This is a genomic window from Streptomyces sp. LMG1-1-1.1, from assembly GCF_040815545.1.
Lineage (GTDB): Bacteria > Actinomycetota > Actinomycetes > Streptomycetales > Streptomycetaceae > Streptomyces.
Window position 1 is genome coordinate 84189 of record NZ_JBFPNH010000002.1, and the last position, 12782, is coordinate 96970.

The following is a 12782-nucleotide window of genomic DNA, read 5'->3' on the forward strand; positions in this document are numbered from 1 at the left end:
CTCATTCTCCGGTTCGTCCTTGCCCGTTCGCCACGTCGAGGACTCCGGGCAGGGCCTGGAGGAAGGCGTCCGCCTCGGCGTCGGTGAGGACCAGCGGAGGCATGATCCGTACGACATCGGGGGCGGGCGCGTTCACCAGGAGGCCGGCGTCCTGAGCCGCCTGCTGCACCTGCGGTGCGAGGGACTCCGTGAGCACGATACCCAGGAGGAGGCCCGCACCACGGACGTGGGAGACCAACGGGTGCCCCAGACCCTCGATTCCCTGGCGCAACCGCTCCCCGACCGCCTTCACGTGGTCGAGGGCCGCGTCGGCGCCGAGGGTGTCGAGGACGGCGAGCCCGGCGGCGCAGGCGACCGGGTTCCCGCCGAAGGTGGTGCCGTGGTGGCCGGGGCCGAAGAGTTCCGCGGCCTCGCCGAAGGCGACGGTCGCGCCGAGCGGCAGGCCGCCGCCGAGACCCTTGGCGAGGGTCACGACGTCCGGCTCGACGCCCTCGTGTGCCTGGTACTCGAACCAGTGGCCGCACCGGCCGATGCCGGTCTGGACCTCGTCGAGGACGAGGAGGGTGCCGGTGGCGCGGGTGATCTCCCGGGCGGCCTTGAGGTAACCCGCCGGCGGGACGACGACGCCGTTCTCGCCCTGGATCGGCTCGATGATCACGAGGGCGGTGTCCTCGGTGACCGCGGCCCGCAGCGCCTCGACGTCCCCGTACGGCACGTGGGTGACGTCGCCGGGCAGCGGCAGGAACGGGGTCTGCTTGGCGGGCTGGCCGGTGAGCGCCAGCGCTCCCATGGTGCGGCCGTGGAAACCACCCTGGGTGGCGACCATGTGGGACCGGCCGGTGAGCCGGCCGAGCTTGAACGCGCCTTCGACGGCCTCGGCGCCCGAGTTGCAGAAGAAGACCCTGCCGGGCCGGCCGAAGAGGCTCAGGAGCCGCTCTGCGAGCCTGACGGGCGGCTCGGCGACGAAGAGGTTCGAGACGTGGCCGAGGCTCTGGATCTGCCGGGTGACGGCCTCGACGACCGCCGGGTGGCCGTGGCCGAGGGCGTTGACGGCGATGCCGCCGACGAAGTCCAGGTACTCCGTGCCGTCGGCGTCCCAGACCTTGGCGCCCTCACCGCGGACCAGCGGCAGCCGGGGGGTGCCGTAGTTGTTCATGAGAGCGCCCTGCCACCGCTGGGTCAGCTCCGTGTTCCCGCTCATTTCGCCCCCTGCTCGTCCGGCACGACCATCGTGCCGATGCCCTCGTCGGTGAAGATCTCCAGCAGGATCGAGTGCTGCACCCGTCCGTCGATCACGCGGGCCGTGGTGACCCCGTTCCGCACGGCGTGCAGGCAGCCCTCCATCTTGGGGACCATGCCGCTGGAGAGGTCGGGCAGCAGCTTCTCCAGCTGGCGGGCGGTGAGCCGGCTGATGACCTCGTCGCTGTTCGGCCAGTCCTCGTAGAGGCCCTCGACGTCGGTCAGGACCATCAGGGTCTCGGCGCCCAGCGCCGCAGCGAGTGCCGCAGCCGCCGTATCAGCATTGACGTTGTAGACATGTCCGTCGTCCTCGGAGCGGGCGATCGAGGAGATGACCGGGATCCGGCCGTCCTCGAGGAGCGCCTCGATGGCGCCGGTGTCGATGGCGGTGATCTCGCCGACCCGGCCGATGTCGATGCGTTCGCCGTCGACGAGCGGCCGGTGCTTGACGGCGGTGATGGTGTGGGCGTCCTCACCGGTGAGGCCGACGGCGAGCGGGCCGTGCTGGTTGAGCAGCCCGACGAGCTCGCGCTGGACCTGGCCGGCCAGGACCATCCGTACGACGTCCATGGCCTCTTCGGTGGTGACCCGCAGGCCGGCCTTGAACTCGCTGACGATGCCGTTGCGGTCGAGGGCGGCGCTGATCTGGGGGCCGCCGCCGTGCACGACGACCGGCTTGAGGCCGGCGTGGCGCAGGAAGACGACGTCCTGGGCGAACGCGGCCTTGAGGTCGTCGTCGATCATGGCGTTGCCGCCGAACTTGATGACGACGGTCTTGCCGTGGTGGCGGGTGAGCCAGGGCAGCGCCTCGATGAGGATCTGGGCCTTCGGGAGGGCGGTGTGTTTCCGCGCGGTGTTGGTCATGACGAGTACGCGCTGTTCTCGTGGACGTAGTCGGCGGTGAGGTCGTTCGCCCAGATGACGGCGGACTCGGAGCCGGCGGCCAGGTCGGCGGTGATGGTGACCTCCCGGAAGCGCATGTCGACGAGCTCGCGGTCCTCGCCGACGGAGCCGTTCCTGCAGACCCACACGCCGTTGATGGCGACGTTGAGCCGGTCGGGCTCGAAGGCCGCCCGCGTGGTGCCGATGGCGGAGAGCACCCGGCCCCAGTTGGGGTCCTCGCCGTGGATCGCGCACTTGAGGAGGTTGTTGCGGGCGATGGACCGGCCCACCTCGACGGCGTCGTCCTCGGTCGCCGCGTTGGTCACCTCGATGCGGATGTCCTTGCTGGCGCCCTCGGCGTCGCCGATGAGCTGGCGGGCGAGGTCGTCGCAGACGGCCCGTACGGCCTCGGTGAACTCGTCCGGCGCGGGGGTGGTGCCGGAGGCGCCGGAGGCGAGGAGGAGGACGGTGTCGTTGGTGGACATGCAGCCGTCGGAGTCGACCCGGTCGAAGGTGACGCGGGTGGCGCCCCGCAGGGCGCCGTCGAGGCCCGCCGCGTCGACGTCGGCGTCGGTGGTGAGGACGACGAGCATGGTGGCGAGGCCGGGGGCGAGCATGCCCGCGCCCTTGGCCATGCCGCCGACGGTCCAGCCGTCCTTCGTCACGACGGCCGTCTTGTGCACGGTGTCGGTGGTCTTGATGGCGATGGCGGCCTTCTCGCCGCCGTGCTCGGAGAGTTCGGCGGCGGCCTCCTCGACGCCGGGCAGGAGCTTGTCCATGGGGAGCAGGACGCCGATGAGGCCGGTGGAGGCCACGGCGACCTCGCCCGCGCCGACGTCCGTGCCCTGCTTGCTCAGGACCTCGGCCACCTTCTCGGCGGTGGCGTGGGTGTCCTGGAAGCCCTGGGGGCCGGTGCAGGCGTTGGCGCCGCCGGAGTTGAGGACGACCGCGGTCAGTTCGCCGTCGGCGAGGACCTGCTGCGACCAGATGACCGGGGCGGCCTTGACGCGGTTGGAGGTGAAGACTCCCGCGGCGGCGCGGCGGGGCCCGGTGTTGACCACGAGGGCCAGGTCCGGGTTGCCGTTCGACTTGATCCCGGCGGCGATGCCCGCCGCCGTGAATCCCTTCGCTGCGGTGACGCTCACGGAGCGACTCCAATCGTGGAAAGTCCGGTGGCCTCGGGGAGCCCGAGGGCGATGTTCATGCTCTGCACCGCACCGCCTGCGGTGCCCTTGGTGAGATTGTCGATGGCGCTGATGGCGATGATCCGGTTCGCGGCCGCGTCGTACGTGACCTGTACCTGAACGGCGTTGGAACCGTAGACGGACGCCGTGGCCGGCCACTGTCCCTCGGGGAGCAGGTGGACGAAGGGCTCGTCCGCGAAGGCCTTCTCGTACGCGGTCCGTACGGCCTCGGCGGTGACGCCCGGCTTCGCGGCGGCCGTGCAGGTGGCGAGGATGCCGCGGGGCATCGGGGCCAGGGTGGGCGTGAAGGAGACGGTGACCCGCTCCCCCGCGGGACCGCTGAGGTTCTGGATCATCTCGGGGGTGTGGCGGTGTCCGCCGCCCACGCCGTACGGGGACATGTTGCCCATCACCTCGCTGCCGAGCAGGTGCGGCTTGGCCGCCTTGCCCGCACCGGACGTGCCGGACGCGGCGACGATCACGGCCTCCGGCTCGGCGAGGCCGTCGGCGTACGCCGGGAACAGCGCGAGCGAGACCGCGGTCGGGTAGCAGCCGGGCACCGCGATGCGCTTGGACCCCTCCAGGGCGGCGCGGGCGCCCGGCAGCTCGGGGAGGCCGTAGGGCCAGGTCCCGGCGTGCGGCGAGCCGTAGTACGTCTCCCAGTCGGCCGGGTCCACGAGCCGGAAGTCGGCGCCCATGTCGACGACGAGCACGTCCGGCCCGAGCTGTTCGGCCACGGCCGCGGACTGTCCGTGCGGCAGCGCGAGGAAGACCACGTCGTGGCCCGCCAGCTCCTCGGCGGTGGTCGGCACGAGCACCCGGTCGGCGAGCGGCAGCAGGTGCGGCTGCAGGCCGCCGAGCCGCTGGCCCGCGTTCGAGTGGCCGGTCAGGGCCCCGATCTCCACGTGCGGGTGTCCCAGGAGCAGGCGCAGGAGCTCTCCGCCCGCGTATCCGCTCGCGCCCGCCACTGCTACTCGTACCGTCATGGAAACCCTCCTCATGGATGGCATGACTATACGCACGTCCGCAGTTTTATGCAACGACTATCCGGCCAACCCGGCGGCCGGCCGGGGCGCCCCCGTCGCCCCGGCCGGGAGCGCACGCTCAGCTCTTGGCGGCGCCGAACCACTGGGAGAGGTGGTCGAGCAGGGCCTGCTGGTCGTCCCCGGCCCAGGCGACGTGGCCGTCGGGGCGGAGGAGGAGGGCGGGGAGGTCGAGGTCGTCGCCGGTGGCGATCTCCTGGGGGATGCCGGTGACGTGGTCGACGCGGTCCGCCCAGCCCTGGAGCGAGAGGCGGCCGGCGGGGTCGAGGAGGACGCCGTGGCCGTTGCGCATCAGCTCGTAGAGGCGGCCTTCCTTCAGCTGGACGTCGCGGAGGCGGCGACCGAGGAGTTCCTGGCCCTCGCCGAAGTCGTAGCGGACGTCGACGGCGGTGATGAAGCCGGTGATGTAACGGTTCACCTCCTCGAAGTCCATCAGCCGGGAGAACAGCTCGCGGAGCGCGGTCGCGCCCGGGTCGGTCCCCAGAAGGGTGATCGCGGCGCGGGTGTTGGCCAGGACGGCGGCGCCGACCGGGTGGCGTTCGGCGTGGTAGGTGTCGAGCAGGCCGTCCGGCGCCCAGCCGTTCACCTCGGCGGCCAGCTTCCAGCCGAGGTTGAAGGCGTCCTGGACACCGAGGTTGAGGCCCTGGCCGCCGGTGGGCGGATGGATGTGCGCGGCATCGCCGGCCAGCAGCACCCGGCCGACGCGGTAGCGGTCCGCCTGCCGGGTGGCGTCGCCGAACCGGGACAGCCAGCGCGGCGAGTGGACGCCGAAGTCGGTGCCCGCGACGGCCCGCAGTCGCTGCTTGAACTCCTCGATCGTCGGCGCGGCCGTACGGTCCTCCGACACGCCGTCGGCGGGCACGATGACCCGGTACACCCCGTCCCCGATGGGGGCGAGGCCGAACCGCAGCTGGGTCTTGCGGACCTCCGCCACGACGGCGGCGACCGTCTCCGCGTCCGACGTCAGCTCCATCTCGCCCAGCAGCGTCTCGACCGTGGCGGTCTCGCCGGGGAATCCGACGCCGACCAGCTTGCGCACCGCGCTGCGGCCGCCGTCGCAGCCGACGAGGTAGCGCGAGCGCAGCGACGTGCCGTCCGCGAGTTCGACGGTCACCCCTTCGTCGTCCTGGTCCAGCCCCACCACCTCGCGGCCGCGCCGGATCTCGACGCCGACCTCGACCGCGTGCTCTTCCAGCAGCCGCTCGGTGACCGGCTGGGGCGTGGCGAGGCCGTAGCCATGAGCCGTGTCCAACCCGTCGGGCCACGACTTGGCGATGCCTCCGAAGAGTCCGCCGACCTGGAACTTCTCGCTGACCGCGAGGAACCGGTCGAGCAGGCCGCGCAGATCCATCAGCTCGACACTGCGCGCGTGCAGCCCCTGCCCGCGGGACTGCTTGGTCGGCTCGGTCAGCTTCTCCAGGACGACCACGCCCACGCCGGCCAGCCGTAGCTCGGAGGCCAGCATGAGGCCGGTCGGTCCGCCGCCGACCACGATCACGTCAAACACTCGGAAACCCCGTTCGAAGAGAAGATCGGGCATAGCGCCCGGGGAGCCGCGTACACCCCGTGACGTACGCGGCACGGACTTGCGTTTCCGCAGGTCCTGGCCTTGGCGGACCATTCTGGTGCACCACCGGGGCCTTGCCGCAAGACCCCCTGTGCGCTATACCTTGAGAGTGGCAAGGGGTGCGGAACTCCTTGCCTTTTGTTTTGTGTCGGCAGGGGTTCCGCGGGGCCCCCGCCTCGGGGTGTCGCACACCCGGCGTTGCATGACCATGCGGAATGATGCATACTCTTCCTATGTCCAAGGTCCTCACCTCCCTGCCCGCCGGCGAGCGCGTCGGCATCGCCTTCTCCGGCGGACTCGACACCTCCGTCGCGGTCGCATGGATGCGCGACAAGGGCGCCATCCCCTGCACCTACACCGCCGACATCGGCCAGTACGACGAGCCCGACATCGCCTCGGTGCCCGGCCGCGCCAAGACCTACGGCGCCGAGATCGCGCGCCTGGTCGACTGCCGCGCGGCGCTGGTCGAGGAGGGCCTTGCCGCACTCACCTGCGGCGCGTTCCACATCCGCTCGGGCGGCCGCGCCTACTTCAACACCACCCCGCTCGGCCGCGCCGTCACCGGCACCCTCCTGGTGCGGGCGATGCTCGAGGACAACGTCCAGATCTGGGGCGACGGCTCGACCTTCAAGGGCAACGACATCGAGCGGTTCTACCGCTACGGCCTGCTCGCCAACCCGCACCTGCGGATCTACAAGCCCTGGCTGGACGCGGACTTCGTGACCGAGCTCGGCGGCCGCAAGGAGATGTCGGAGTGGCTGCTCGCCCACGAGCTGCCCTACCGCGACAGCACGGAGAAGGCGTACTCCACCGACGCCAACATCTGGGGCGCCACCCACGAGGCCAAGACCCTGGAGCACCTGGACACGGGCGTCGAGACCGTCGACCCGATCATGGGCGTGAAGTTCTGGGACCCGTCGGTCGAGATCGCCACCGAGGACGTCACGATCGGCTTCGAGCAGGGCCGCCCGGTGACGATCAACGGCAAGGAGTTCTCCTCCCCCGTCGACCTGGTCATGGAGGCCAACGCCATCGGCGGCCGCCACGGCATGGGCATGTCGGACCAGATCGAGAACCGGATCATCGAGGCCAAGAGCCGCGGTATCTACGAGGCCCCCGGCATGGCGCTGCTGCACGCCGCCTACGAGCGCCTGGTCAACGCGATCCACAACGAGGACACCCTCGCCCAGTACCACAACGAGGGCCGTCGCCTCGGCCGGCTCATGTACGAGGGCCGGTGGCTCGACCCGCAGGCCCTCATGGTCCGCGAGTCCCTCCAGCGCTGGGTCGGCGCCGCCGTCACCGGCGAGGTCACGCTCCGGCTGCGGCGCGGCGAGGACTACTCGATCCTCGACACGACGGGCCCGGCGTTCAGCTACCACCCGGACAAGCTGTCCATGGAGCGCACCGAGGACTCCGCGTTCGGCCCGGTCGACCGGATCGGCCAGCTCACCATGCGGAACCTCGACATCGCCGACTCCCGCGCCAAGCTGGAGCAGTACGCCGGCCTCGGCCTCATCGGCGCCGGCAGCCCCTCCATCGGCGCCGCCCAGGCGGCCGCCACCGGGCTGATCGGCACCATGCCCGAGGGCGGCGCCGAGGCCATCGCATCCCGCGGTGACGTCTCCGACGACGACGAGATGCTCGACCGCGCCGCGATGGAGTTCGGCACGGACTGACCGGCACCTCCGCCACCCCGAAGGGGCCGGCCCGACGCCAGTGGCGTCGGGCCGGCCCCTTCTTCGGCTCCCCGCGTGCACGGGCGCGCGGGGGCAGGACCAGAATCACGTGCACGCACGACGTACGAGCACGGCGCACCTGTACGAGCAGGCACGACGCACACGTACACGTACACGTGCTCGTGCACGTACCGCGTACGTGCACGACGTACGAGAACGAGTCAGGACGGGTGGGACCGCGAGCGGTCCGCCGAGGGGGGCAGAGCACGATGACGGAGACGGCACAGGCGGTCGACCAGGCGGCGGAACAGGACTGCCCCGAGTGCGGGACGCGGGTGAGGGGCGGCGGACGGTACGTCACGTGGTGCGCCGCCTGCGACTGGAACGTGGACCCCGAGGTGCGGCACGAGGAGCCACGCGGGCGCGTGGAGCGCTTCCGGCGGAGCCTGGCGCACCGGCACGGGGAGCAGCTCTTCGCGGAGCTCTCGGGCGGGACGGAGATCCCGGCCCACGCGGGCGCGTCGGACGGCGCGGAGCTCCCGGGGCGGGGCGCGGGCGACGCGCGGCGCCGGTCCGGGAGGGACGGCGTGCTCGCGGCGGCTCTCGCCGTTGCGGTCCACGGGGTGACGGTCGCCCTGCTCGCGGGCGGACTGTGGCTGCTCGTCGCCCGGTGGGGCCACGGCCTGCTGCCCGCGCTCGGGGGCCTGCTCATCGCGCTCGCCGTCGTACTGCGGCCCCGGTTCGCCAAGCTCGCGCGGCTGTCGGGCGATCTGCCCGTGCTGCGGCGGCAGGACGCGCCTCGGCTCTTCGCGCTGCTCGACGAGATCGCGGAGCACGTCGGCACGACCGGCGTACGGGTGGTGGTGATCGGGGCGGACGCCAACGCCTCGGTGACCACCTACGGCATCCGGCAGCACCGCGTGCTCCGCCTCGGTCTCGGCCTGTGGCGGATCCTGTCCCCGCAGGAGCGGATCGCCGTCCTCGGTCACGAGTTCGGCCACTACGCGCACGGGGACACCCGCCGCGGCCTCCTCGTCGGCAGCGCCTTCCAGTCGCTGGCGACCTGGCGTTACACGCTGGCCCCGAAGGAGCCCGACAACCTGATGGACGACCTCGTCAACCTGCTGACCGCTCCGCCCCGGCTGCTCGTCGAAGGCGCGCTCGTCCTCCTGGAGCACCTCACCCTCCGCGACTCGCAGCGCGCCGAGTACCTCGCCGACGCGTCCGCCGCGCACGCCGGGGGCACGGTGGCGGCGGCCGGCCTGATGGACCGTCTCCTCGTCTCCGGCAGCGTCGAGGGGGAGCTCCGGCGCGAGGTCGTCGCGGCGCGGACCCGGATCGGCGGCGTGCGCCGCGAGGATCCCGCCACGGGGTTGTGGGAACGCGTCGCCGCCCACGGCGCCTCGATCCCGGCGTGCGAGTACGAGCGCCTGCGTCGCGTCGCGGAGCGGCGCGGCCACCAGGTGGACTCCACGCATCCCCCGACCCACCTGCGCCACCGCCTGCTGACCGGGGGCGAGGAGGCCGCGGCCCGGATCGTGCTCGACCCGGCACGGTCCGCGGAGGTCGAGGCGGAACTCGCCGACCCGGCGCTGCGCGTGGCCCGGGCGGTCGTCCGGGGCTGACTCCTGGCTCCGCGGCGCCGAACCCGCTTTCGGGCGCTGTCACATCCGGGCCGGTACCCGCGTCAACCGGGTGACGGAACCTACGAGGAGTGTGACGCCATGTCCGACGACACGTTTCTGACCGCCCTGAACCTCCGTTTCGACGCCCACGAGCACCAGTTGCGGGGCGTGGCCCTCCGGATGATGGGGTCCCCGGCCGAAGCCGAGGAGATGCTCGCGGCGGCCCGGGCGGGCCTCGGCCGTGACGAAGGGGCCGCCGTACGAGCCTGGCTGACGGCCCTCGTCGGCCAGGCCTGCGTGCGCGGCCTCCAGGAACGGGCCGCGACCGGACCATGGCGCGGGCAGGGTGCGGCGGACGGTTCCGGAGCCAGGTCGGGCGCGACGGACGAGGACACCCCCACGGGCGCCACGGTGGGCACGACGGACACGGGCACCCCCACGGGCGCCGTGGCGGGTATGGCGGAGACGGACACCCCCACGGGAGTCTCGGTGGATACGACGGACACGGACGCCACCACGGGCGCCCGGCCCGCCGGGGGCGAGGAGCCCGCTCGGGGCGCGCCGGGAGCGGCGAGACCCACCCGGTCCGGAAGACCTCCCACCGACGACTCGGCCGCCACGTCCGCGGCAGGCGCCGAGTCCGCTACAGGCGTCGAGTCCGTGTGGCTGGCCCTGCTCGTCGTACTGGAGTCGCTGGGGGCCGCGGAGCGGATCGCGTACGTGCTGCACGACCTCTTCGGGCTGCCGCCGGCCGAGGCGGCGCGGATCACCGGGGACTCGCCGGTGGAGGTGACGCGGCTGGCGCGACGGGCGCGGGAGCGGGTCCGGGGCGTCGGGACGGTCCGGGGCGCCGACGATCCCGGGCGGCAACGGACGCTGGTGGACCGGTTCCTGGCGGCCGCACGCGCGCGTGACGCCCGCGCGCTGGCGGCCGTCCTCGATCCGGACGTCGTGGCGTACTCCGACCGGGGCCCGGTGCACGGCGCCCCCGCCGTCGCCGAGGGCGCCGCGGCCTTCGCGCGGTTCGCCGACGCGTCCCGGCCCGCACTGGTCGACGGGTCGGTCGGCGCGGTCGCCTTCGTCGGGGGCCGTCCGGTCGCGGCGCTGACGTTCACCTTCCGCCGGGAACGCATCGCCACGCTCTCGGTGACCGCCGGGGAGGACCGGGTCAGGGCCCTGGACCTGGCCTTCCCCGACTGGTGAGGGGTCGGCCGGGGAGCCGCTCGATCCGGCCGGTCGTCGTGCCGGCGGCACCCCCTAGCCTGAAGGCATGATGATCAACGCACAGACCCGTGTCCGGGTCGCTCGCCCTTCGCGGGACATCGCCGCCGCCGAGCGGTTCTACGTCGACGGGCTGGGGCTCGTGGTGCAGTGGCGGAGCACCGACCCCGAGCCGGGGAAGCACGAACTGCTGATGGTCGGACCCGCGGACGGGAGCTGGCACTTCGAGCTGACCCGCGATCCCGGGAACCCGCTGGAACCGGCCCCGACCGTCGACGACCTGTTCGTCGTCTACCTCGGCGCGCCGGTCGAGGACGAGCAGGTGGAGCGGCTCCTCGCCGCCGGCGGCACCCGCGTCACCCCGCACAACCCGTACTGGGACGAGTGGGGCGTCACCATCGCCGACCCGGACGGCTACCAGCTCGTCCTGTGCTCCCGTAACTGGGGCGGATGAGCCGGGCCGGCCCGGCTCTTCACGGACCGGCCCGGGCCCGCTGACATGAAGCGGGCCCAGGCCGCCCGGGGCGGCTCCTACGCCTGCCGTACGGCGCGCAGGACGACGAACTTCGCGTCGCTGGCGACGAGTTCGCTGTTGCCGAAGATGCGGCGGAGGGTGACGTGGTAGCCGAGGTGGCGGTTGCCGACGACCCACAGCTCGCCGCCGGGGCGGAGGGCGCGCCGGGCGTCGGCGAACATCCGGCGGGAGGTGCGGTCGGTGGTGGCCTGGTGGGTGTGGAACGGGGGGTTGTTGAGGACGAGGTCCACGGAGCCGGCGGGCAGGTCGGAGAGGCCGTCGCCGACGAGGAACTCGGCCGTGCGCCCACCGCCCACGTGGGTGCGGAAGTTCTCCTCGGCCGACGCGACCGCCTGGTACGACTCGTCGGCGAAGACCAGCTCCGCCTCGGGTTCGTGGAGGGCGATGGCGAGGCCGACGACGCCGTTGCCGCAGCCGAGGTCGGCGACGCGGGCGCGGCCGAAGCCGCCGGGGAGGTTGGCGAGGAGGAAGCGGGTGCCGATGTCGAGGCGGTCGGCGCAGAACACGCCGGCGTGGTTGGTGACGGTGAGCCCGGGCAGGCCGGGCGCGGGGGTGTCGGCCGGGAGGTCGTACCGGTACGGCCAGGGGTTCCGGCTCGGGGTGAGGGCCGGGTCGGGGGTGGTGTGGATCAGCCGGGCCTTCTTCACCGCGAGGGAGGTGCGGGTGGGGCCGAGGATCCGCTCGAAGAGCTTGAGGGTGGAGGTGTGGATGTCCTTGACCATGCCGGTGCCGACGACGACGGTGCCCTCGTGCACTGCGGGCGCGAGCCGGTGCAGCTGGTCCTCCAGGAGCGCGAGGCTCTTGGGGACGCGGACGAGGAGCACGTCGATCCGCGCGGGCGGCGGGTCCTGCGTGGTAAGCAGGCGGACGGCGTCCGGGGCGGCCCCGGCGCGCGCCAGGTTGGCCTCGGTGGCACGGCGGCCGAGGTACGAGTCGGAGATCTGGACGAGCTCGCCCGGACCGGCGGCCTGCAAGGCGGTGACGAGTGCTCCCCAGCGGTCGCCGAGGACGGCGACGGTGCCGGACAGGTCGGTACCGTCCTCGGCCAGCCGGCCGAGGAGGTACTCGTCGGACGCGTCCCAGGCGCGCAGTTGGTCGCGCGGGTCCTCGGGAAAGCGGGTCAGCGTGAAGGCGCCCCATGACGTGGTCAAACGGTTCATCGTGCTCTCAGGCTAGCCGGTCGCCCGCGCCCCGCTCGCCGGATGCTCGTCTGTTCAGCGCAAGGCCGTGTCGAGGTGGAGGTGCCAGAGGCCGGGGCGGCCGGTGAGGGTGACGGTGGAAAGGGGGCGGACGTCGACGTTCCAGTACGTGGCGGGCGGTGCCTTGAGGGCGTACACGAGGGCGGCCCGTACGACGGAGGGTTCGGCGACGGCGACGATGGCGCCGTCGTCGGCGGGCCGGGTGTCGAGCCAGTTCCCTATCCGGGTGATGAAGGCGAGGAGCGGTTCGCCGCCGTGCGGGGCGGTGCGGGCGTCGGTGAGCCAGGCGTCGACGGCGGCCGGTTCCAGGGCTGCGACCTCGGCGAGGGTCAGGCCGCGCCAGCGGCCCATGTCGCAGTCACGCAGCGCGGGCTGGGCGAGGGGTGCGTAACCGAGGGCGGTGCCGGTGGCGCGGCTGCGCGGGGTCGGGGAGCAGTAGCGCAGCTCGGCGGAGCCGAGCGGGATGAGCGCGGGCGCGGCCTGCTGCACCTCGTACCAGCCGGCCTCGTCGAGCGGCCGGTCGTCGTCGAAGCGTTCGGCGAGCAGGGAGGAGCTGCGTGCCGCCGTGACGAGCGTCACCCGAAGACTCATGGCCGCGATCGTGAGGC

At 72.8% G+C, this 12782-nt stretch carries 11 protein-coding genes; 4 read left to right on the forward strand and 7 right to left on the reverse strand.

What is annotated here, in order from left to right; all coding sequences use genetic code 11:
- Window position 1 precedes the first annotated feature (1 nt).
- From MRBLMG1_RS03170 to rox, 5 genes are all read right to left on the reverse strand, one after another.
- Window positions 2–1201, reverse strand: a complete 1200-nt coding sequence (locus tag MRBLMG1_RS03170) for an acetylornithine transaminase (protein ID WP_367820469.1) — start codon at window positions 1199–1201, stop codon at window positions 2–4.
- Window positions 1198–2103: an acetylglutamate kinase gene (argB, locus tag MRBLMG1_RS03175; protein WP_367820471.1), complete on the reverse strand. Its 906-nt coding sequence runs from the start codon at window positions 2101–2103 to the stop codon at window positions 1198–1200. Before argB ends, MRBLMG1_RS03170 begins: the two co-directional genes overlap by 4 nt.
- Window positions 2100–3266 (reverse strand): bifunctional glutamate N-acetyltransferase/amino-acid acetyltransferase ArgJ, encoded by a 1167-nt coding sequence (gene argJ, locus MRBLMG1_RS03180; RefSeq protein ID WP_367820473.1) that lies wholly within the window; start codon window positions 3264–3266, stop codon window positions 2100–2102. The genes argB and argJ overlap by 4 nt, the downstream gene beginning before the upstream one ends.
- Complete coding sequence (argC, locus tag MRBLMG1_RS03185; RefSeq protein WP_367820475.1) at window positions 3263–4291, reverse strand: N-acetyl-gamma-glutamyl-phosphate reductase; 1029 nt, start codon at window positions 4289–4291, stop codon at window positions 3263–3265. Before argC ends, argJ begins: the two co-directional genes overlap by 4 nt.
- Before the next feature lie 118 nt (window positions 4292–4409).
- Window positions 4410–5855, reverse strand: coding sequence for a rifampin monooxygenase (rox, locus tag MRBLMG1_RS03190; RefSeq protein WP_367820477.1), 1446 nt, complete (start codon window positions 5853–5855; stop codon window positions 4410–4412).
- Between the two features lie 293 nt (window positions 5856–6148).
- Here rox and argG point away from each other — a divergent pair, with 293 nt between their 5' ends.
- The 4 genes from argG (at window position 6149) to MRBLMG1_RS03210 (ending at window position 10894) form a co-directional block, all read left to right on the forward strand.
- Window positions 6149–7594 (forward strand): argininosuccinate synthase, encoded by a 1446-nt coding sequence (gene argG / locus MRBLMG1_RS03195; protein ID WP_367820479.1) that lies wholly within the window; start codon window positions 6149–6151, stop codon window positions 7592–7594.
- Window positions 7595–7863: 269 nt separating this feature from the next.
- Window positions 7864–9219, forward strand: a complete 1356-nt coding sequence (locus tag MRBLMG1_RS03200) for a M48 family metalloprotease (protein ID WP_367820481.1) — start codon at window positions 7864–7866, stop codon at window positions 9217–9219.
- A gap of 99 nt (window positions 9220–9318) precedes the next feature.
- Window positions 9319–10422 (forward strand): sigma factor-like helix-turn-helix DNA-binding protein, encoded by a 1104-nt coding sequence (locus MRBLMG1_RS03205; RefSeq protein ID WP_367820483.1) that lies wholly within the window; start codon window positions 9319–9321, stop codon window positions 10420–10422.
- Window positions 10423–10489: 67 nt separating this feature from the next.
- Complete coding sequence (locus tag MRBLMG1_RS03210) at window positions 10490–10894, forward strand: VOC family protein (RefSeq protein WP_367820485.1); 405 nt, start codon at window positions 10490–10492, stop codon at window positions 10892–10894.
- 77 nt (window positions 10895–10971) lie between these two features.
- Here MRBLMG1_RS03210 and MRBLMG1_RS03215 read toward each other — a convergent pair whose 3' ends face one another.
- A complete protein-coding gene (locus tag MRBLMG1_RS03215) occupies window positions 10972–12135 on the reverse strand; it encodes a methyltransferase (protein WP_367820487.1) in 1164 nt (387 codons plus the stop codon).
- Window positions 12136–12189: 54 nt separating this feature from the next.
- Complete coding sequence (locus MRBLMG1_RS03220) at window positions 12190–12765, reverse strand: histidine phosphatase family protein (protein ID WP_367820489.1); 576 nt, start codon at window positions 12763–12765, stop codon at window positions 12190–12192.
- Between the last annotated feature and the right edge of the window lie 17 nt (window positions 12766–12782).